Below are 22598 nucleotides of genomic sequence, written 5' to 3' on the forward strand. Positions count from 1 at the left end.
AGAACCGACCGCATGTACAAACTTGAAGTCCAAGACCTGCATAAACGCTATGGCAGTCACGAAGTGCTCAAGGGCGTTTCCCTGAAAGCGGCCGCCGGCGATGTGATCAGCATCATCGGCTCCAGTGGCTCCGGCAAAAGTACTTTCCTGCGCTGCATCAACCTGCTCGAGCAGCCGCACGCGGGCAAGATCCTGCTCAACAACGAAGAGCTGAAACTGGTGGCGAACAAGGACGGCGCGCTGAAAGCCGCTGATCCGAAACAGCTGCAACGCATGCGTTCGCGCCTGTCGATGGTGTTCCAGCACTTCAACCTGTGGTCGCACATGACCGCGCTGGAAAACATCATGGAAGCGCCGGTTCACGTGCTGGGCGTGTCCAAGGCCGAAGCCCGCGAGAAAGCCGAGCACTACCTGAACAAGGTCGGCGTGGCTCATCGTAAGGACGCGTTCCCGGGGCACATGTCCGGTGGCGAGCAGCAGCGTGTGGCGATCGCCCGGGCGCTGGCGATGGAACCGGAAGTGATGCTGTTCGACGAACCGACTTCGGCCCTCGACCCGGAACTGGTCGGCGACGTATTGAAAGTCATGCAGGCCCTCGCTCAGGAAGGCCGGACCATGGTGGTGGTGACCCACGAAATGGGCTTCGCCCGTGAAGTGTCGAACCAGCTGGTGTTCCTGCACAAAGGCGTCGTGGAAGAAAGCGGCAACCCGCGTGAAGTGCTGGTCAATCCGCAATCGGAACGTTTGCAACAATTCCTCTCGGGCAGCCTCAAGTAATCGCTCCCGTTATGCACCAGATTAGGTCATGCTGCGCAGCGCGCCAGATGGTCTAATTTGGTTGCAGCCGATTTCGGTTTTTCCCTCTGTTTACGTTTCGGATCGCCCGCCATGACTGCCCATCGAATTGGTTTCCTGATTTGGCCCAGCACTAAAGCTCTGACTTTGGCGCTGGCAGAGGAGGCCTTGCGTGTTGCCCAGCGTGTGCATCCGGACGTGGTTTACGAGTTGTCGTTCCTGCAGGCCGAAGCACCGGCCGAAGGTGAATGGCAACTGCCCGGCGAACCTTGGGCGGGCAAGCTCGAAAACTTCCAGAAACTGTTCCTGCTCGCCGATGAACCACCGACCACTTTGGCGCCGGCACTCAGCAGCGCGCTCAAGCAACTGGTGCGCGCCGGTTGTGTGATCGGCGGTCTGTCGGCCGGTGTGTATCCGCTGGCGCAACTCGGTCTGCTCGACGGTTACCGCGCCGCCGTGCACTGGCGCTGGCAGGACGATTTCGCCGAGCGATTCCCGAAAGTCATCGCCACCAGCCATCTGTTCGACTGGGATCGCGATCGTCTGACGGCGTGCGGCGGCATGTCGGTGCTCGATTTGCTGCTCGCTGTTTTGGCCCGTGATCACGGTGCTGAACTGGCCGGTGCGGTCTCGGAAGAACTGGTGGTCGAACGCATCCGCGAAGGTGGCGAGCGTCAGCGCATTCCATTGCAGAACCGTCTCGGCTCCAGCCATCCGAAGCTCACCCAGGCGGTGCTGCTGATGGAAGCCAACATCGAAGAGCCGCTGACCACCGACGAAATCGCCCAGCATGTGTGCGTGTCCCGTCGCCAGCTGGAGCGGATCTTCAAGCAATACCTCAACCGCGTGCCGAGCCAGTACTACCTGGAACTGCGCCTGAACAAGGCCCGGCAGATGTTGATGCAGACCAGCAAGTCGATCATCCAGATCGGCCTGTCGTGCGGGTTCTCCTCGGGGCCGCATTTCTCCAGCGCCTACCGCAACTTCTTCGGCGCCACGCCGCGGGAGGATCGCAACCAGAGGCGCAGCAGCAGCCCTTTCGAATTGTCCTCGGTGCCACCCGAGCGCGGATGACCCGCAAGACCAACGCCATGGATTCCGATTCCATGGCGTTGTCGTTTTCAGGGCTTTCAATCTTCCATGGCGACACCGGGACGAGTTACAGGAGCCTGCTGTCCGACCACGTTGTCGACATTCAGCGTATGTCCCGTTTCCTGGTAATACATACGAATGCGGTTCATGGCCTCGGCGGAGAAGGGGTTGCCGCGCAGGTCGTAACGATCACCGATGTAGGCCGGTACTTCCAGAAGTTCGTCCGGAACTTCGGTGATTTCATTGCCTGACAGGTCGATTTCCATCCAGTTGTGATTTTCGAGCACGCCCCTGGGGATTTCGCGGATGCCGGTGGTGCTCAGGTCGAGATCGCTCAGGCGCTGCAGATTGCTCAGGTCGGGCGTCAGTGTCAGGGGGTTGTCCTGCAGATGCAGGAGCTCAAGCGAATGCAGCCCGGCCAGCCCGTTGACTTCATGCGAGGTCAGGGTGATACGGCAGGCGGGCAGACTCAGGGTGGTGAGCCGGTTCATCCTGAAGATGGCCTCGGGCACCGTGCCGAGGTCGTAGCCACGGATATCGACATGTTCAAGGTTGGGAAACGCGTCCAGGAACCGGCCGAGGCGTGGCCAGTGGTCGGCGGTATTGACCAGGTAAAAGTCCGACACATGGCTGAGCTCGACCTGCAATGTCGGCAGTTCACCCCGAACCGAAACGGTCGAGGTGAATCGATGCTCGGCAACGCTCCCACCCTCCACCGGAATCTTGCGCCAGCACATCAACAACCCTTCCGCGAGGAGCGCCCTGTTGTATTCCTCTTGCAGGCGCTCCTGCGTGCTCAGCGGCAGTCCGGTCAGCGGATGGTCGGGAATGTCGGCTTCCCATGCAGCGAGATTTCCCCGCAGCGTTTCGAGCTCTGCTTCCAGGCGCGTCAACTCGTTTCGGCCGTCCGCCAGCGTGCCGTCCAGACGATAGACGAAAGTGCTGGCGTGCTCATCGTCCAGCGCCGGATACAGTGTGCGGGCGCGGGCGATATCCGCCGGCTCGGCCAGCACGCCCAGATCCTCGCCGTTGCGACGAAAGTAATCCTTGATGCGCTCACGAGTGCCGGCGCTCAGCGGGTTGTCCCCAAAGTCGTAGCCGGCGCCTGCAGTGGCTGGCAGTTCGAAGACGCCCACGGGAATGTCAGTGATTTGATTGTTGTTGAGTACCACGGTCTCGATGTTCGGCAGATCCAGCAGACCCTCGGGCAGTTCGCGGATGCCGGTGCTGGCCAGATCCAGATACTCAAGGGCTGTCATGCGTCGCAAATCGGGCGCCCGGCCCAGCGGATTGCGGTAGAGATCCAGGCTGGTGAGTCGGGTCAGCGCCGAAAGAGCCGTCCGGCCCTCGTTGTCCAGTACCAGGTCGCAATTGCTTAACACCAGCTCTTCAAGTGCAGGCATCCCGGTGATCGCTCGCGGAAACTGTCCCAGTCCCAGGTCGCGTAACTCCAACGCCTTGAGCCCGCTGAAACACTGGAGAAACCGGTCGTTGACCCGCAGTTGCGTATTGCCCGTGAGCGACAGGCTCAGCACATGGCTGAAGTCTGTGCGCAATGGAGGCAGGTCGCCGACAAACCCAATATTCAGGTTCAGCGTCTGTGACCTGATCTCGGGCTGTTCTTGCGACCGTTCACGCCAGAACGCTTCGAGTTCCCGGCAGAACGTTTCGCGATCCGCCTGTTCTGCCAGTCGCAGATCGTTACTCAGCAACTCACCGGTGGCCGGGAAGCGCTCGGGTACATCGACAACCCAAGCGGTGAGATCTTCGTCAAGTTGTTGCCACTGCGTTTCCAAGTTCGCAATCTGCATCCGGCCGTCCTCAAGCGTTCCCGGCAACAGATACAGCACGCGATTGGCATCCTCGCGATCCAGGTCTGGAAAGAGCGACAGGGTCCGGTCCAGATCCTCTTGAGGCATGAAGACTCCAAAATTCTGCCGTTTCTCCTGGAAGTAGACCTTGATGCGTTCGAGGCTGGCCGCACTCAGCGGATTACCGGTCAAGCTCAGTTGCGCGGGGTGTGGTGACGGGATATTGAACACGCCATCGGGCAGCTCGCTGATCAGGTTGTTGTCCAGGATGGCGGCACTCAGTCGTGGGTGATCGAACATGCCGTCCGGCAGGCGGGTGATTGCCGTGTCTGTCAGTCGCAAATGCACCAGTGCCGTCATGCCCGACAGCGAGGGCGGGGCGCCCAATGGGTTGCGGCTCAGGTTCAGGTATTGCAGCCGGCTCAGGGAGGAAAGGCTGGCCTGTGTCTGCGGGGTCAATGTCAACGCACAGTTTTCGATGATCAGGCGCTGCAACGACGGCATGCGTTCACAGGCCGGGGGAAGTTGATTGAAGGAGAAGTCATGCAGTTCCAGATGTCGCAGTCCGCTGAACGAGTCGAGGAAGGTGTCCATTGCGTTCAGTGCATTGTTGCCTCTGAACGAGAGGTCGGAAACGTGACTGAAGTCCGCCGACAGGGCAGGCAGGTCACCGATGAGCGCAACGTTCAGGATCAGTGTGTCGTTCCTTTGCCTGGGGGTGTCCGGTGTTCTCGCACGCCAGAACTGTTCCAGTTGCCGGGCGAATGTCGTTCTTTGCGTGTGCTCCGCGAACATTTGCGCCGGACTCATCGTCTCCCCGGTAATCGGGTGTCTGGTCGGCGTCGCATTGATCCAGTGCGCGAGGTCCGACGAGAGCTGTTCAATCTCCGCCTGCCAGTGCCTGAGCCGGGAGCGGCCATGCTCGATATCGCCAGGCAAGCCATAGAACACTTCACTGGCTTCTTCATCGTCCAGACCGGGGAACAACGATTTGGTGATGCCAATGTCCGTCGGGTCGGCGAGGACGCCGAAGTCCGGGCCGTGCTCGCGGGAATAGGTCTTGATTCTTTCCCGCGTCTCGGCGGTCAACGGGTTGCCGGAAAAATCGAGCCCTTCGCTGGCGCGGGCCGGGAGCGAGAAAAAGGCGTCGGGAATTTCTGTTATGCGGTTTTCGCTGACGATGGCGGTTTTCAGTTTCGGATGACCCGCCAGGCCGGGCGGCACTTCCACTATGCCGGTATTGGACAGATCAAGGTAAGTCAGTTCGCCCAGTTCACTCAGATCGGGTGCGCTGCCAAGCGGGTTGTCAGGCAGTTCCAGCAGTTCCAGTTCGGGCATCGCTGCCAGTGCCGCCTGGATTTCGGCGGTGAATTTCAAGTCGCAGTTGTTCAACGTCAGCGTTGTCAGAGCGCTTTGCTGCGCCAGGGACTGGGACGCACCTTCGAGTGTGAAGTCCTGAAGAATCAGACTGGTCAGGCGTGGGAAGGTGCGCAGAAAGGCGCCGATGCTGCTGATGCCCTTGTTGCCGGTCATGGACAGCGTGGTGATGTGGCTGAAATCGGCCGTGAGCTCGGGCATCTCCCCCCTGAACGTCGCTTGAGCGGTGAACACTTCCGCCCTCATCAGTGAATGCGCTGTCGAGCGATGACGCCAGAGCCGTTCCAGCCGCCCGGCGAACACGTCTCGCGCCGAGTGCTCGGCGAGTCGCTCATCGAAGCTGAACAGTTCGCCCGTGAGCGGGTTGCGGTCGGGTATGTCCCTGACCCAGGCGGCCAGGTCGGCGGTCATCTGTGCAATCTCGGTTTCCCAGCGAGTCAGCTGGATCTGCCCTTGAATGAGCGACCCCGGCAATCGATAGACCAGCTCACTGGCCTGACGATCATTGAGATCGGTGAACAGGGCCTTGGTCCGGTCGATCTCCGATTGTGCGGCCCGCACGCCCATGTGGTTGCCTGTCCGGTTGAAGTAGACCTTTATCCGTTCCCGCGTGACGCTGGAAAACGGGTTGCCGGAAAAATCGTATCCAGCGGTGGTGCCGGGGGAGAACTCGAACATGACCTCGGGAAGAGCGGTGAGCCGGTTGTTGGCAAGCCAGACACTTTTGATCCGTGGGTGAGCCAGCAAGCCGTGGGGCAATTCGGAAATTCCGGTATCGGTCAGGTTGAGGTGATGCAGTGCCGACAGGGCATTGACGTCCATCGTGATGCCCAGGGGATTGCCTTGCAGGTCAAGGGCGGTCAGCTCATTGAGCGATGACAGCAGCAACTGGTTTTGCGGAGTGAGAGTAATGCCGCAATGGCGCAGCCTCAGTTGTCGCAGCGAGGTCATGGTGGTGATCGGGTGCGGCAGGTCATCCAGGTCGAAGTGATTCAATGCCAGTCGTCGCAGGCGTGTGAAACCTTGCAGGAATCGTACGATCTGGCCATTGCTGTCGGAGCCTGTCAGCTCAAGGCTGGTGACATGATCGAAATTCGCGCTCAGGATCGGCAGTTCGCCCGTCAGAGGCTCTTCAAACTGCAATCGGAAACCGCCCGGCTCCGACGTTTCCCTGCGCCAGCAGCGACGCACTGCATGGGCGAATTGTTGGCGGTCGCGCTGGGCGGCTGCGTGTCGGATCGGTGAAAGGGCCTGTCTTGTGTCCGGATCGACCCGCGGAGTATTGATCGTCCATTGGGTCAGGTCGCTGTCCAGTTGTGCGTACTCGAGCTGAAGGCGCGACAGTTCCGCGAGCGGGCCGTCAGGGTGATTTCGAAGGTGCTGCACCATGGCAGGCATATCGTCGTCCGCCATGCCTGGATAAACCTGCCTGATGCGGTTTTCCAGGGTGCGCGGACTTTGCGGGTTTTCCCGGGCATAGCCTTGTGTACCGACCAGTCGCAATGTGTCGACGACCTCTGGCTGCTGGGGGATATCGGAAATCGTCAGGCGCAGGTCGTTCCGATCCACTGGATTGTCACGAATGGCTTGCCTGAGTTTTGTGCCTTCGCCGATCTGCAGGTTCAGGGCCTGTCGTTGCGCATCCGGCAATGCCTGCAACACGCAGGTGTAGAAATCGGTGGGCGCGTGCAATTCCAGCCCTTGATCATCAAACGGTTGCCAGTGGCCATCGGTTCTGCGCACCAGCACTTTCCGGACAGCGGCCGATTGCGGACCGGTGCTGTCCAGCAATGCTCCCTCGGGGGATCCGGCCCGGACTTCGAGTCGGACATCCTTCGACCATCCCGACAGCCTTTTGAGACTGTGCAACGCCAGCGTATCGGTATCCGGGTTGTGCACCGAGTCCAGCTCCAGGCCTTCATAGGCACGGGCGATGCGCAGTTCGTGGGTCGCGGCGGTGGCAAGATGTTGTTGGCGCTCCGGCCATTCTCCGGCGTCGATGGCCAGCAGTTCGGTACCCGTGGCCGTGTGCAGCAATTCTTCGGTGAGCCTGGCGGGCAGGTGCGGCTCCTTCACGGCAACCTTTTTCACCAGCGCATCTTCGCGATGTTGAAGCGCCTGATAGCGTGCCTCGAACAATGCCGTACGGCGCGATGTCGCGATCTGCGCGATCCGGCTTCTCAGTTGGCGAGTGCGGGCATCCAGGGCGATCATCTGGCCGAACTCTTCCGCCAGCAGGGCGTTGATGTCCTGTTCGCCGAGCGACTGCAGCAAGGTCTTGAGCAGGTCGCCGTCGACCAGTCGATCCTGGGGAAGGTCAATGATCGGCAGATGTTCATCGGCGGAGGATTGCCAGAGAACTTCTCCTTGCCCATCGATCAGGCGCAGGCGTCGGGTGCCAGGCAGCAGCTTTTGATCATTGAGTAGCTGGAGCTGCAGCAGCGGATCGGCACGAAGGTAATCCTCGGCCTGGTCGCTGGCCATCCTGCTGATGAAATCCTGCAGATCCTGATCGATCCGAAAGCGCTGGATCGTGTCGGCCAGCAGCGGGGGGACGCGCTCGTGATCGACGTGCATCCTGCGCAAGGCATCTTCGTGGCAACCGCTGACCTTGAGGATCTGTTCGCGACGGGTGGGGGAGAACGGCTCGATGTTCGGACCCAGACGCTGCAATGCAACCGCCTTATCCCATTCCAGCGGTCGATCGAGTTCGGTATGAAAGGCGCCTTCGCCATTATGAAAGACGACCGGGCGGTAAGCATCCGGTCGGGTCGGGTGTTCGATCTGCAACTTGTCGGGATGGGCGTGATCGCTGACCGCGTAATGCTTCTGATCGACCGGCATCAGTTTTTTGCCCTGATGCCAGTGCAACCCTTGCTGGTCGGGTGCGGCACCTTCTGGGGGCACGATCGGGCTTTCGTAGGGTTTGAGGTCCGGTTTCCAGTACAGGGTCTTGCCGTTGCGCAATTTGACGGGCTGGAACCGGTCAGCGAATGAGACGACGCTCGGTGGCAGTACCTTGGGCAGCTCCGTCATGGCGATGCCGCCGCCGATGGCGAAGGCTCCCAGTTGAACCAGCGATTCGAGGGCGCTGAACAATTGTTCACCGGCCTCGGTGACGGCCCCCTCGGCCCAGTCGACAATGCCTTCGAAGACCTCGTCGAGAAATTGCCAGGCCATGTAAGCCATCATCATTTCGCCCAGGAACGGCACGAAGGGCAGCACGACAAACGAGGCGATCTGGAGGATCGAGGAGGCTATGTCGACGAGGGAATCCCAAAGCGCCCAGCGCGCTTTTCGGTCGGCGTAGGCAGTCGGGACGGCAAGGGTGGCCGCGTCGTTGAGTATTTTATTCAGTTTGCGTTGGTAGAGGTGTTCCCAGAGGTCGCCGGTGATGGGCGATACAGCCAGTTGCAGCTTGGGCTTTTCGATCGGTGTGTCTCGCCAGGAGGGCAGTTGGCTGCCTGGCTCCGGTTTATGCCATTTCACCTGGCTCAGGCGCCGGTTCAGATCGGCAAGGAAATGCCCTCGTTGTTCGTGGCCGACGAACTGGACAAAAAAGCGTTGGTACTCCGGCGAACGCAACTGGCGGGCCAGTTCCTTTTCCATGTCCGCACTCGAGGCGTACTCCTTGATCGGGTGTTCCGGGTCGCCCGGTATGTAGGCCACTACTCCGAGTGCGACCCTCGCCTGTTCCAGATCCGCCGCGAAAACCACGATGCCGGTGAGGGGGGCCGACATCATCGTCAAATCCTGGCAGCGCAAGGTGTGACCGTTGATGCGCATGCCCTGTATGCCGTCGAGCATCCCGTTGATCAGCCGCAACCAGTTCTCGCCGATGTCTCCGTTGATGCGTGCCAGTTGCAGGGCCGCTTTCAGGGCGGTTTTCTGACTCTCCCTCAGCCTGTCGGGCAGGATGGCGGCAACGACCGGGTTGGAGATGCCCAGACAGTCTTCAAGATAGGCCTTATAGCTGGCGCCGATATCCAGCTCCCGGCAGAGGCTGATGAAGGCGGGAATGCTGATCTTCGCGCGGATCTGCGGCAAGGTTTCGAACTGGCCGGTCTGGGACGGGCGAGTGATGAAACCGGAGTCCGTGTCGTAGGCCTCGTCCCGGGTCTCGTCCTTCTGGAAGTTGTGCAGTGCGGCATCGATCAGGGAAACCGTCCAGCTGCGCACACCTGTCCTGATGCCGAAAATGGGCGTGGTGGCAGGTAGATAGAGGCGCAGGAAGGTTTCCTTCACGTCCAGCTCCAGGCCGAATCGTGACTTGAGTGCCGCCTTGAGCAGGGGCTCGGCATAAGCGCTGGCGTCCTGCACTTGCTCAAGTCTCTGGTCGATGCCGTTTTGCACCTGCATATGCCCGGCAATCGCGGCGCGCAATTGATCGTGCTGTGCCTGGGGGGCTTTCCTGATGCTGTCGGTGACGGCGCGCCGGTTGTTCTTCAATGCCGCGCGCCGGCTGGAAGAGGCCTGGCTCAGCCATTCGGGGATCGCATCCACCAGAAGTTGATAGTGTGAGGGGGAATTGCCGGGTATGACGCCCGGTTGTGGTTCGGTCGGTGATTGCATGGGATTGCGCCTTGGCGTCTGGAAATGAGCCAAGCAAATCAAAAAGTCCCGAGCGGGGTGCGGTATATAGATATGACCTCGCTGTGGCCTGCAATTGATATCTTCTCGGGCCTGCTGCAATTGTCGTCGACGGTTTAAACTGCGCCTTTGCGACGGTATATGTCGCATTGCCGTAAACCCGGGAAAATCCGGGGTTTGCGCTATAAGAAGTTGTCGCTTGGCGACAAGGCCGGGCACAAAACTGTCCTTACAATCCCCCCATCGCTCGCCAGTTTCAGGCGGGTGGCCCTCATCAGGAGACTCCGATGTCCGTTGAGCACGCTGCGGTACAACGCGCCGATTTCGACCAGGTTATGGTTCCCAACTACGCGCCTGCCGCTTTCATTCCGGTGCGTGGCGCCGGTTCCCGCGTCTGGGATCAGGCCGGCCGCGAGCTGATCGACTTCGCCGGCGGTATCGCCGTCAACGTATTGGGTCACGCGCATCCGGCGCTGGTCGGTGCCTTGACCGAGCAAGCGAACAAGCTGTGGCACGTGTCCAACGTGTTCACCAACGAGCCGGCCCTGCGTCTGGCGCACAAGCTGATCGACGCCACCTTTGCCGAGCGCGTGTTCTTCTGCAACTCCGGCGCCGAAGCCAACGAGGCGGCCTTCAAGCTGGCCCGTCGCGTCGCGTTCGACCGTTTCGGCACCGAAAAATACGAAATCATCGCCGCGCTCAACAGCTTCCACGGCCGCACCCTGTTCACCGTGAACGTCGGTGGCCAGTCGAAGTACTCCGACGGTTTCGGCCCGAAGATCACCGGCATCACCCACGTGCCGTACAACGATCTGGCGGCGCTGAAAGCCGCTGTTTCGGACAAGACCTGCGCGGTTGTTCTGGAGCCGATCCAGGGCGAAGGCGGCGTGCTGCCGGCCGAGTTGGCTTACCTGCAAGGTGCCCGTGAACTGTGCGACGCGAACAACGCGCTGCTGGTGTTCGACGAAGTGCAGACCGGCATGGGCCGCACCGGCAACCTGTTCGCCTACCAGCATTACGGTGTGGTCCCGGACATCCTGACCAGCGCCAAGAGCCTGGGCGGCGGTTTCCCGATCGCCGCGATGCTGACCACCGAAGCGCTGGCCAAGCATCTGGTTGTCGGCACTCACGGCACCACTTACGGCGGCAACCCGCTGGCGTGCGCCGTGGCCGAAGCGGTAATCGACGTGATCAACACCCCTGAGGTGCTGAACGGCGTCAACGCCAAGCACGACAAGTTCAAGACCCGCCTGCAACAGATCGGCGAGAAATACGGCCTGTTCACCCAGGTGCGCGGTCTCGGTCTGCTGATCGGTTGCGTGCTGAGCGATGCCTGGAAAGGCAAGGCCAAGGACATCTTCAACGCCGCTGAACAAGAAGGCCTGATGATTCTGCAGGCCGGCCCGGACGTGATCCGTTTCGCCCCGAGCCTGGTGGTTGAAGACGCGGACATCGACGCCGGTCTGGATCGCTTCGAACGTGCTGCGGCGAAACTGACGCAAGCCTGATTCATGCAAGACCGCCCGGCGTCTGTCGTGATCGACAGGCGCCGGGACCATTTTCCTGTGCCGGGCCTGCCCGGCATTTTTTTCCCGAGTCGGCGCTTTCGCCGACCTGAAGTAGAGAAAGGAGTGACACCATGCTGGTGATGCGCCCCGCGCAAATGGCTGATCTGGGCGAGGTACAGCGTCTGGCTGCGGACAGCCCGATTGGTGTCACTTCCTTGCCGGATGACGTTGAACGCCTGAGCGACAAGATCGCTGCGAGCGAAGCCTCGTTTGCCGCCGAGGTGAGCTTCAACGGCGAGGAGAGTTATTTCTTCGTCCTCGAAGACACTGCCACCGGCAAATTGGTGGGCTGCTCGGCAATCGTCGCGTCGGCCGGTTACTCCGAGCCGTTCTACAGCTTTCGCAACGAGACCTTCGTGCATGCTTCCCGCGAGCTGAAGATCCACAACAAGATCCACGTCCTCTCGCAATGCCACGACCTGACCGGCAACAGCTTGCTGACCAGTTTCTACGTGCAGCGCGAGCTGGTGGGTTCGCCGTGGGCCGAGCTCAACTCCCGTGGCCGTCTGCTGTTCGTCGCCAGCCACCCTGAGCGGTTCGCCGATTCGGTGGTGACCGAGATCGTCGGTTACAGCGACGAGAACGGCGACTCGCCATTCTGGGATGCCATCGGTCGCAACTTCTTCGACCTGAACTACGCCGAGGCCGAGCGCCTGTGTGGCCTGAAAAGCCGGACGTTCCTCGCCGAGTTGATGCCGCATTACCCGATCTACGTGCCGCTGCTGCCGGACTCCGCTCAGGAAGCGATGGGCCAGGTACACCCGCGTGCGCAGATCACCTTCGACATCCTGATGCGTGAAGGCTTCGAGACCGATCACTACATCGACATCTTCGACGGTGGCCCGACCCTGCATGCGCGTGTTTCGGGGATCCGTTCGATCGCCCAGAGCCGTGTGGTGCCGGTGAAGCTCGGCGAGCCGGTCAAAGGTGCCGGGCGCCAGTATCTGGTGGCCAACGCCCAGTTGCAGGATTACCGCGCGGTATTGCTTGAGCTGGATTACGCGCCCGGCAAACCGGTGACCCTGGATCTGGAAGCGGCCGAAGCCCTGGGCGTCGGTGAAGGTGCCAGCGTGCGCCTGGTGGCGGTTTAACGCCTTAGCGAGTTTCACGGGTGGCCACGGCGGCCCGTTTGAGGAGATAGCATGATTGTTCGTCCCGTACGCAGCAGCGATTTGTCCGCTCTGATCGACCTGGCCCGCAGCACCGGCACCGGCCTGACCACCTTGCCGGCCAACGAAGAGCGCCTGACCCACCGGGTCGGCTGGGCCGAGAAGACCTTTCGCGGTGAAGCCGGCCGTGGCGACGCGGACTACCTGTTCGTGCTCGAAGACGACAACGGTCGCGTGGTGGGGATTTCCGCCATCGCCGGCGCCGTCGGTCTGCGCGAGCCTTGGTACAACTTCCGCGTCGGCCTGACCGTCAGCGCCTCGCAGGAGCTGAACATCTATCGCGAGATCCCGACGCTGTTCCTGGCCAACGACCTGACCGGCAACTCCGAGCTGTGCTCGCTGTTCCTGCACGCCGATTACCGCACCGGCCTCAACGGCCGCATGCTGTCCAAGGCGCGGATGCTGTTCATCGCCGAATTCCCGGAGCTGTTCGGCAACAAGATCATTGCCGAGATGCGCGGTGTATCCGATGAAGCCGGCCGTTCGCCATTCTGGGAAAGCCTGGGCCGTCACTTCTTCAAGATGGAATTCAGTCAGGCCGATTACCTGACCGGCGTCGGCAACAAGGCGTTCATCGCCGAACTGATGCCGAAATTCCCGCTGTACACCTGCTTCTTGTCGCCGGACGCGCGCAACGTCATCGGCCAGGTGCACCCGGATACTGAGCCTGCGCTGGCAATGCTCAAGAGCGAAGGCTTCAGCTATCAGGGTTACGTCGACATCTTCGACGCCGGCCCGGCCATCGAGTGCGAGACCAGCAAGATCCGCGCGGTGCGTGACAGCGAGGCGCTGGTGCTGGCCATCGGCACGCCGGGCGACGACGCCACGCCGTTCATCATCCATAACCGCAAACGCGAAGATTGCCGCATCACGGCTGCGCCGGCCCGTCTGGCCGCCGGCACCCTGGTGGTCGATCCGCTGACCGCCAAACGTCTTCAACTCAACGCTGGCGATCAGGTTCGCGCCGTGGCGTTGTCCGCTGCCCGGGAGTCGAAATAATGAATTCGCTATACATCGCAGGTGAGTGGCTGGCCGGTCAGGGCGAGGCCTTTCAATCGTTGAACCCGGTGACCCAGCAAGTGCTGTGGTCGGGGGAGGGCGCCACCGCCGCTCAGGTCGAGTCGGCCGTGCAGGCTGCGCGTCAGGCATTCCCAAGCTGGGCCCGGCGTACCCTGGAAGATCGCATCAGCGTGCTCGAAGCGTTCGCCGCTGCACTGAAAAATCACGCTGACGAACTGGCCCGCACCATCGGTGAGGAAACCGGCAAGCCGCTGTGGGAAGCCGCGACCGAAGTCACCAGCATGGTCAACAAGATCGCGATCTCGGTGCAGAGCTACCGCGAACGTACCGGCGAGAAGAGCGGCCCGTTGGGCGACGCCACCGCCGTATTGCGCCACAAGCCCCACGGCGTGGTCGCGGTGTTCGGCCCTTACAACTTCCCTGGCCATTTGCCGAACGGCCACATCGTGCCGGCGCTGCTGGCCGGTAACAGCGTGCTGTTCAAGCCAAGCGAACTGACCCCGAAAGTCGCCGAGCTGACGGTCAAGTGCTGGATCGAAGCCGGTCTGCCGGCCGGTGTCCTGAACCTGCTGCAAGGCGCCCGCGAAACCGGGATCGCTCTGGCAGCGAACCCGGGCATCGACGGTCTGTTCTTTACCGGTTCGAGCCGTACCGGCAATCACCTGCACCAGCAGTTCGCAGGTCGTCCGGACAAGATCCTCGCGCTGGAAATGGGCGGCAACAATCCGCTGGTGGTCGATCAGGTCGCCGACCTCGACGCAGCGGTGTACACGATCATTCAGTCGGCGTTCATTTCCGCCGGTCAGCGTTGCACTTGCGCCCGGCGTCTGCTGGTGCCGGAAGGCGCGTGGGGCGACAGCTTGCTCAAGCGTCTGGTGGAAGTCAGCTCGACCATCGAGGTCGGCGCGTTCGACCAGCAGCCGGCGCCGTTCATGGGCTCGGTGGTTTCCCTTGGCGCGGCAAAAGCCTTGATGGATGCCCAGGCGCATCTGCTGGCCAATGGTGCGGTGTCGTTGCTGGCGATGACTCAGCCGCAGGCGCAGTCGGCGCTGCTGACTCCGGGCATCGTTGATGTGACGGCGGTTGCCGATCGTTCCGACGAAGAACTGTTCGGTCCGCTGCTGCAAGTGATTCGCTACACCGATTTCGAAGCCGCGATTGCCGAAGCCAACAACACCGCGTTTGGCCTGGCCGCTGGCCTGCTGTCGGATTCCGAACAGCGCTACCAGCAGTTCTGGCTGGAAAGCCGTGCCGGGATCGTCAACTGGAACAAGCAACTGACGGGTGCCGCGAGCAGCGCACCGTTCGGCGGTGTCGGCGCTTCGGGCAACCATCGCGCCAGCGCCTACTACGCGGCGGATTACTGCGCGTACCCGGTGGCCTCGCTGGAAACCCCGAGCCTGGTGTTGCCGGCGGCCCTGACGCCTGGCGTGAAGATGGTGTGAGGCGCGTCGCGCCTCGATTGCACTCGATTGTTATTTGATGCCTATAAAAACAGATTCTCGTGGAGCCTCGCTGATGAAATCCTATGAAGTCAATTTTGACGGTCTAGTGGGGCCGACCCATAACTACGGTGGTCTGTCCTACGGCAACGTTGCGTCCCAGAGCAACAGCCAGCAGTCTTCGAACCCGAAGGAAGCGGCGCTGCAAGGCCTGGCGAAAATGAAAGCGCTGATGGAAATGGGCTTTCAGCAGGGCGTGCTCGCACCGCAGGAGCGCCCGGATGTGGCTGCTCTGCGCCGCCTGGGTTTCAGCGGCACCGACGCTCAGGTGATCGAGCGCGCCGCCAAAGAAGCGATGCCGCTGCTGGTCGCCAGTTGCTCGGCGTCGAGCATGTGGGTGGCCAACGCCGCCACGGTCAGCCCGAGTGCCGACACCGCTGATGGTCGCGTGCACTTCACCGCCGCCAACCTGAACTGCAAATATCACCGCAGCATCGAGCACCCGACCACCAGTCGCGTGCTGGGCGCGATGTTCGCCAACCAGCAACACTTCGCTCACCACGCCGCGTTGCCGGCGGTGGCGCAATTCGGTGACGAAGGCGCAGCGAACCACACGCGTTTCTGCCGTGAGTACGGCGAGGCTGGCGTTGAGTTCTTCGTGTTCGGTCGCAGTGCGTTCGACACCCGCTATCCGGCACCGCAAAAGTATCCGGCGCGCCAGACCCTCGAAGCGTCGCAAGCAGTCGCTCGTTTGCACGGCCTGCGTGACGACGGCGTGGTCTACGCGCAGCAGAACCCGGCGGTGATCGATCAGGGCGTGTTCCACAACGACGTGATCGCGGTGGGCAACGGCGAGGTGCTGTTCTATCACGAGGACGCGTTCCTCGACACCGATCAGATGCTGGCCGAACTGCAAGCCAAACTGGCCAAGGTCGGCGGCAAGTTCCAGTCGGTCTGCGTGCCGCGTTCGGCGGTCACCGTGGATGACGCGGTGCGTTCCTACCTGTTCAACAGTCAGTTGCTGTCGCGCCCTGACGGTTCGATGCTGCTGATCGTGCCGGAAGAGTGCCGTGGCAACGAGCGCGTATGGAATTACCTGCAAGGCCTGACCAGCTCCGGCGGCCTGATCCGTGAAGTGAAAGTCTTCGACCTCAAGCAAAGCATGCAGAACGGCGGTGGCCCGGCGTGCCTGCGTCTGCGCGTCGCGCTCAACGAAACCGAGCTGGCGGCCGTCAACCCAGGGGTTATCATGACCGCCCCGTTGTACGGTTCGTTGACCGCATGGGTTGAAAAGCACTACCGCGACCGCCTGACCGAAAGCGATCTGGCGGATCCGCAGTTGCTGCTTGAATGCCGGACGGCACTGGATGAACTGACGCAAATCCTTAAACTGGGCGCGGTTTATCCATTCCAGATCAATTGATGACCGATACTCCGCCTCGTCGCGGCGAACGGTTCCATCTCCCCAAGAGAGCGTAAAACATGAGCGATTCCCTGCAGCTGATCCTTGAAGACACTGACGGCACGCAACTGCAAACTTCCTGCACCCGCGTCGCGGTCATGTGGCAAGGCAAAGAGCTGTGGATCCAGCAGGACGGCCGCGGCCAACTGTTGATCGGCGTGGACGTCGAAGAGGGCGACGAAGAGTACGCCAACCTGCTGTTGCGCCCATTGGCGACTAATCTGGTAAGTCTGCAACTGGAGATGGAACCGGCTGACCTCGGTGACGATGAAGGCCACGTGCACGGCCCGGATTGCAATCACGACCACTAAGGAAACGCTCTATGCTCGCCCTCGGCAAACTGCTTGAACTGACCCTCGCCGGCCGCGAACCGGCGGAGAAGACTCAACTGACTGTCGAAGGCGTGCGCATGCGCTGGTTGAGCGAGGGGGCGCTGGAAGTCCGGCCACCCGAAGCGCGCGACAATGGCCTGGACCTGCTGCTGTCGGCAGGCATCCACGGCAATGAAACGGCACCGATCGAACTGCTCGACCGGCTGCTGCATGACATCGCTCGCGGCGATCTGAAGCCGCGCGCACGTATTCTGTTCCTGTTCGGCAACCCGGAAGCGATTCGCAAGGGCGAGCGTTTCGTCGAGCAGGACGTCAATCGGCTGTTCAATGGCCGTCACGAACAAAGCAGCGGTTCCGAAGCCCTGCGTGCCTGCGAGCTGGAACGGCTGGCGGCAAGTTTCTTCAGCCTGCCTGATCGTCAGCGCCTGCACTACGACCTGCACACGGCGATTCGCGGTTCGAAGATCGAGCAGTTCGCTTTGTATCCGTGGAAGGAGGGTCGCCAGCATTCCCGTCTTGAACTGGCCCGCCTGCGCGCCGCCGGCATGGAAGCGGTGCTGCTGCAGAACAAACCGTCGATCGTGTTCAGTTCCTACACCTACGACAAGCTCGGGGCCGAGTCCTTCACCCTGGAACTGGGCAAGGCGCGGCCATTCGGGCAGAACGCCGGGGTCAATGTGTCGCTGCTGGAAACCCGCCTGAAGCAGATCATCGAAGGCACCGAACCGGAGATGGCCGAGCAGGGCCTGGACGGTCTGCAACTGTTCAGCGTGGCCCGGGAAATCATCAAGCACAGCGATGCGTTCCGGCTGAACCTGCCGGCGGACATCGAAAACTTTTCGGAACTGGATGTGGGTTATGTGCTGGCCGAAGATCTGGCCAATACCCGCTGGATCATCGAAGAGCAGGGCGCACGGATCATCTTCCCCAATCCCAAGGTCAAGAACGGCCTGCGAGCGGGCATTCTGATCGTGCCGACCACTGACGAAAATCTTGCCTGATGATCGTTCCCACGCTGCGCGTGGGAATGCAGCCCGGGACGCTCCGCGTCCCAAAGCGGACGCAGAGCGTCCATTGAGGCGTTCCCACGCAGACTGTTCGACGCCTCGACGTGGGAACGATCATTGTGGGGTCAGACCGCTACAGCACGCGGCTCGGTGCGGCGCAACGCTCGCACCTTCTGCAGCGTATCGGCGCAGGTCTTCGCCGCTTCCTGACCCTTGTGCACGAAATGCTCGAAGAAGAACTTCTGGTGCTCTTCGCCGGCATGGAAGTGGTGCGGGGTCAGCGACACCGAGAACACCGGCACTTCGGTTTCCAGCTGCACCTGCATCAGGCCGCTGACCACCGACTGGGCGACGAACTCGTGACGGTAGATCCCGCCGTCCACCACCAGGGCCGCCGCGACGATACCGGCATAACGACCGGTCTTGGCCAGCAGCTTGGCGTGCAGGGGCATTTCAAAGGCGCCGCCGACTTCAAAGAAATCGATGTCCGATTCCTGATAGCCCTGAGCGATCATTTCGGCGAGGAAGCCTTTACGGCTCTGGTCGACAATTTCCTTGTGCCAGCAGGCCTGGATGAACGCGACGCGCTCGCCGTGAGGGTGTTTGCTTTTGCTGTCGATAGCGGTGGGTTGCATGTTCTGACTCCTGTTTGTGTGAAAAACAGGGCGTTATGAATTGAAAGGGATTCAAGGGTACGCACGCTCGCGCATACACGGCGGACGGCCCTTTGGCGTCAATCCCGTTCTCTCTTCATCCGGACTGTGACCGTCGGCCCCGGAATCACACCGGGTCTGCTGACCTTGCCGCCGCTCACGGCTTTTGCCGTGTCCGTCACCAAGCGCTCGCGGGCTATGCGCATTGCGCGCAATTACCGCCGGTGGGGAATTGCACCCCGCCCTGAGAACGTTTCGCCGCCCTTTATCGGGCGGCGCAGCGTTTTTAACACAGATTGCCAGGCCGTGCATTGCGCCTTTGTGATGATTGCCATCTGATTATTCGAAGCGTGAAAACGACTTTTCCTTGCGCAAGGGTTGATTAATCCGCGCCATGCCCGCAGTAATTCGTCTTCGAAAAGGGATTTTCCCTGCTGACTTGAGGCCAGGTTCATGAGCGTTATTGATCTTCGCAGCGACACCGTCACTCAACCGACCCCCGCCATGCTCGACGCGATGACCCGCGCCGACACCGGCGATGACGTGTATGGCGAAGATCCGACGGTCAATCGTCTGGAAGCGGAACTGGCAAAACGACTGGGTTTCGCCGCCGCGCTGTTTGTCCCGACCGGCACCATGAGCAACCTTTTGGGCTTGATGGCGCACTGCGAGCGCGGTGACGAGTACATCGTCGGCCAGCAGGCGCACACCTATAAGTACGAGGGCGGCGGCGCAGCGGTGCTCGGTTCGATCCAGCCGCAGCCGCTGGAAGTGCAGGCCGATGGCTCGCTGGACCTGGATCAGGCGGCAGCGGCGATCAAGCCTGATGACTTCCACTTCGCCCGCACCCGCCTGCTGGCGCTGGAAAACACCATGCAGGGCAAAGTGCTGCCGCTGGACTATCTGGCCCGGGCCCGTCAGTTCACTCAGGACAATGGCCTGCAACTGCATCTGGACGGCGCGCGGCTGTATAACGCGGCGGTCAAGCTCGGAGTCGATGCTCGGGAAATCACCCAGTATTTCGATTCGGTCTCGGTGTGCCTGTCCAAAGGCCTCGGCGCGCCGGTCGGTTCGGTGCTGTGCGGTTCGTCGGCGTTGATTGCAAAGGCCCGGCGCCTGCGCAAAATGGTCGGTGGCGGCATGCGTCAGGCCGGACTGCTGGCGGCGGCGGGGCTGTATGCGCTGGATCACAATGTGGAGCGTCTGGCCGACGACCATGCCAACGCGCAGTTGCTGGCCGAAGGCCTGCGCGAGGCCGGTTTCAGTGTCGAGCCGGTGCAGACCAACATGGTTTACGTGCAGATGGGCGACCGTGCCGAGGCGATCAAGGCATTTGCCGCCGAGCGCGGGATCAAGTTGAGCGCTGCCGCCCGGCTGCGGATGGTCACGCACATGGACGTCAATCGCTCGCAAATCGAGCAAGTGATCGCGACATTCGTCGAGTTTTCGCGCAAGTGACAGCGTTAGCGGCCCAATTGACCGTTTCTATCGTATAAACACGCTGTACCCCGCGCGCAGGGCCGATATAATGCGGCCCTTTGCCGTCGTTTCGTCTGTTGACGTTTCGTACAGGCCTTTGGCCGCAGCCTCCGTGGAAGAACCTAATGAAAAGCGCAGAAATCCGTGAAGCCTTCCTTCGCTTCTTCGAAGAGCAAGGTCACACCCGTGTAGCCTCCAGCTCTTTGATTCCGGGCAACGACCCCACCCTGCTGTTCACCAACGCGGGGATGAACCAGTTCAAGGACTGCTTCCTGGGCCAGGAAAAGCGCGCGTACACCCGCGCCGTCTCCAGCCAGAAATGCGTGCGCGCCGGCGGCAAGCACAATGACCTGGAAAACGTCGGTTACACCGCCCGTCACCACACCTTCTTCGAAATGCTGGGTAACTTCAGCTTCGGCGACTACTTCAAGCGTGATGCCATCACCTACGCCTGGAACTTCCTGACCTCCGAGAAGTGGTTGAACCTGCCGAAGGAAAAACTGTGGGTCACCGTCTACGCCAGCGATGACGAGGCCTACGACATCTGGACCAAGGAAGTCGGTGTGCCGGCCGAGCGCATGGTGCGCATCGGCGACAACAAGGGCGCGCCTTACGCCTCCGACAACTTCTGGACCATGGGCGATACCGGCCCGTGCGGTCCTTGCACCGAGATTTTCTACGATCACGGCGCCGACATCTGGGGCGGCCCACCGGGCTCGCCGGAAGAAGACGGCGACCGTTACATCGAAATCTGGAACAACGTGTTCATGCAGTTCAACCGCACCGCCGATGGCGTGTTGCACCCGCTGCCAGCCCCGTCGGTGGACACCGGCATGGGTCTTGAGCGGATCAGTGCCGTGTTGCAGCACGTTCACTCGAACTATGAAATCGACCTGTTCCAGAGCCTGCTGGCCGCATCGGCCAAGACCATCGGCTGCAGCAACGACAACCAGGCGTCCCTGAAAGTCGTGGCGGACCACATCCGTTCCTGCGGCTTCCTGATTGCCGACGGCGTACTGCCGTCCAACGAAGGTCGCGGTTATGTGCTGCGCCGGATCATCCGTCGCGCCTGCCGTCACGGTAACAAGCTGGGCGCCAAGGGCAGCTTCTTCTACCAGATCGTTGCCGCTCTCGTGGCCGAGATGGGCGAAGCGTTCCCGGAACTGAAATCCCAGCAGGCGCACATCGAACGCGTACTGAAAGCCGAAGAAGAGCAATTCGCCAAGACCCTGGAGCAGGGCCTGAAAATCCTCGAGCAGGATCTGGCCGAACTCAAAGGCGATGTGGTGCCGGGCGACGTGGTGTTCAAACTCTACGACACCTACGGTTTCCCGATGGACCTGACCGCAGACATCGCCCGCGAGCGCAGCCTGACCATCGACGAAGCCGGCTTCGAGCGTGAAATGGAAGCCCAGCGCGTCCGTGCACGTTCCGCCAGCTCGTTCGGTCTGGACTACAACAGCCTGGTCAAGGTTGACGTCGACACCGAGTTCACCGGTTATCACGCCACCAGCGGTTCGGCGAAAGTCGTTGCTCTCTATAAAGATGGCCAGTCCGTGGACGTCTTGAGTGAAGGGCAGGAAGGCGTTGTGGTGCTGAACCAAACGCCGTTCTACGCCGAATCCGGCGGCCAGGTCGGCGATTGCGGTTACCTGCAGGCCGGCAACAGCCGTTTCGACGTGCGCGACACCACCAAGACCGGCGGCGCGTTCCTGCACCACGGTGTACTGGCGTCGGGCAGCCTGATCGTTGGCGCACCGGTGGAAACCCACGTCGAGGCCGACGTGCGTCACGCCACTTCGCTGAACCACTCGGCCACTCACTTGCTGCACGCTGCGCTGCGCAAAGTGCTGGGCGACCACGTTCAACAGAAGGGCTCGCTGGTCGACAGTCAGCGCCTGCGTTTCGACTTCAGTCACTTCGAAGCGATCAAGCCTGAGCAGATCAAGGCGCTGGAAGACATCGTCAACGCCGAGATCCGCAAGAACTCCGCCGTTGAAACCGAAGAAACCGACATCGAAACCGCCAAGCAGAAAGGCGCGATGGCGCTGTTCGGCGAGAAGTACGGCGACAACGTGCGCGTGCTGAGCATGGGCGGTGATTTCTCCGTCGAGCTGTGCGGCGGTATCCACGCCAACCGTACCGGCGACATCGGCCTGCTGAAAATCATCAGCGAAGGCGGTGTGGCATCGGGCGTGCGTCGTATCGAAGCGGTCACTGGCGCTGCGGCGCTGGCTTACTTGAACGCTGCTGAAGAACAACTCAAGGAAGCGGCCAGCCTGGTCAAGGGCAGCCGCGACAACCTGATCGACAAGCTGTCGGCGGTGCTGGAGCGCAACCGTGCGCTTGAAAAGCAGCTCGAGCAGTTGCAGGCCAAGGCCGCTGCCGCTGCCGGCGACGATCTGTCGGCTTCGGCTGTGGACGTCAAGGGCGTGAAAGTGCTGGCCGTGCGTCTGGATGGTCAGGACGGCAAGGCGCTGCTGGCGCTGGTCGATCAGCTGAAAAACAAACTCGGCCGCGCAGTGATCCTGCTCGGCAGTGTCCATGAGGAAAAGGTCGTACTGGTTGCAGGTGTAACCAAGGACCTGACTGGCCAACTCAAAGCCGGTGATTTGATGAAACAGGCTGCTGCGGCAGTGGGCGGGAAGGGCGGTGGTCGTCCGGACATGGCGCAGGGCGGCGGTGTCGACGCCGGCGCACTGGATGGCGCACTGGCGCTGACCGTTCCATTCGTCGAGCAGGGTTTATAAGACGGCCCGTCGGGCCCGCAGTCTAGTGGCGGGCCCGGCGGCTGTTCGAGT

The 22598-nt window shown here is 61.5% G+C and carries 13 protein-coding genes and 1 riboswitch; of the genes, 11 read left to right on the top strand and 2 right to left on the bottom strand.

Annotated elements, in window-relative coordinates:
• Positions 1-12 precede the first annotated feature (12 nt).
• Together CAF80_RS23200 and argR are read left to right on the top strand one after the other, a co-directional pair.
• On the top strand, positions 13-777 hold the full coding sequence (locus CAF80_RS23200; protein ID WP_003227281.1) for an ABC transporter ATP-binding protein: 765 nt from the start codon (positions 13-15) through the stop codon (positions 775-777).
• Positions 778-888: 111 nt separating this feature from the next.
• Positions 889-1869, top strand: coding sequence for a transcriptional regulator ArgR (argR, locus tag CAF80_RS23205; protein ID WP_011335538.1), 981 nt, complete (start codon positions 889-891; stop codon positions 1867-1869).
• A 56-nt stretch (positions 1870-1925) separates the two neighbouring features.
• Here argR and CAF80_RS23210 read toward each other — a convergent pair whose 3' ends face one another.
• Positions 1926-9884, bottom strand: a complete 7959-nt coding sequence (locus CAF80_RS23210; protein ID WP_256578200.1) for a dermonecrotic toxin domain-containing protein — start codon at positions 9882-9884, stop codon at positions 1926-1928.
• Positions 9885-9952: 68 nt separating this feature from the next.
• Here CAF80_RS23210 and CAF80_RS23215 point away from each other — a divergent pair, with 68 nt between their 5' ends.
• The 7 genes from CAF80_RS23215 to astE all read left to right on the top strand — a co-directional run bounded on the left by CAF80_RS23215 (position 9953) and on the right by astE (position 17659).
• Complete coding sequence (locus CAF80_RS23215; protein ID WP_074688199.1) at positions 9953-11173, top strand: aspartate aminotransferase family protein; 1221 nt, start codon at positions 9953-9955, stop codon at positions 11171-11173.
• A gap of 131 nt (positions 11174-11304) precedes the next feature.
• The gene (gene aruF / locus CAF80_RS23220) at positions 11305-12324 is read left to right on the top strand and encodes an arginine/ornithine succinyltransferase subunit alpha (protein WP_064598807.1); all 1020 of its coding nucleotides are present in this window, start codon (positions 11305-11307) and stop codon (positions 12322-12324) included.
• 51 nt (positions 12325-12375) lie between these two features.
• Positions 12376-13401, top strand: coding sequence for an arginine N-succinyltransferase (astA, locus tag CAF80_RS23225; RefSeq protein ID WP_027612638.1), 1026 nt, complete (start codon positions 12376-12378; stop codon positions 13399-13401).
• Positions 13398-14867 carry a succinylglutamate-semialdehyde dehydrogenase gene (gene astD / locus CAF80_RS23230; protein WP_170844879.1) on the top strand — a complete coding sequence of 490 codons (1470 nt, stop codon included), beginning with the start codon at positions 13398-13400 and terminating at the stop codon, positions 14865-14867. Before astA ends, astD begins: the two co-directional genes overlap by 4 nt.
• A gap of 73 nt (positions 14868-14940) precedes the next feature.
• Positions 14941-16287 (top strand): N-succinylarginine dihydrolase, encoded by a 1347-nt coding sequence (gene astB / locus CAF80_RS23235; protein WP_064598800.1) that lies wholly within the window; start codon positions 14941-14943, stop codon positions 16285-16287.
• Positions 16288-16346: 59 nt separating this feature from the next.
• Positions 16347-16637, top strand: coding sequence for a topoisomerase II (locus CAF80_RS23240; protein ID WP_074688195.1), 291 nt, complete (start codon positions 16347-16349; stop codon positions 16635-16637).
• An 11-nt stretch (positions 16638-16648) separates the two neighbouring features.
• Positions 16649-17659, top strand: a complete 1011-nt coding sequence (gene astE / locus CAF80_RS23245) for a succinylglutamate desuccinylase (RefSeq protein ID WP_007951052.1) — start codon at positions 16649-16651, stop codon at positions 17657-17659.
• Between the two features lie 131 nt (positions 17660-17790).
• Here the strand turns inward: astE and CAF80_RS23250 are convergent, their stop codons facing one another.
• Entirely contained in the window at positions 17791-18300 is a 510-nt protein-coding gene (locus tag CAF80_RS23250) for a 6,7-dimethyl-8-ribityllumazine synthase (protein ID WP_039772077.1), read from the bottom strand.
• 102 nt (positions 18301-18402) lie between these two features.
• Positions 18403-18574, bottom strand: a riboswitch (FMN riboswitch).
• A gap of 197 nt (positions 18575-18771) precedes the next feature.
• Here CAF80_RS23250 and ltaE point away from each other — a divergent pair.
• Positions 18772-19776 (top strand): low-specificity L-threonine aldolase, encoded by a 1005-nt coding sequence (ltaE, locus tag CAF80_RS23255; RefSeq protein ID WP_085668001.1) that lies wholly within the window; start codon positions 18772-18774, stop codon positions 19774-19776.
• 146 nt (positions 19777-19922) lie between these two features.
• Positions 19923-22547 (top strand): alanine--tRNA ligase, encoded by a 2625-nt coding sequence (alaS, locus tag CAF80_RS23260; protein ID WP_085668002.1) that lies wholly within the window; start codon positions 19923-19925, stop codon positions 22545-22547.
• Positions 22548-22598: the final 51 nt, after the last annotated feature.

The organism is Pseudomonas sp. B34(2017) (assembly GCF_002112915.1).
In the GTDB taxonomy this organism is placed as follows: domain Bacteria; phylum Pseudomonadota; class Gammaproteobacteria; order Pseudomonadales; family Pseudomonadaceae; genus Aquipseudomonas; species Aquipseudomonas pharyngis.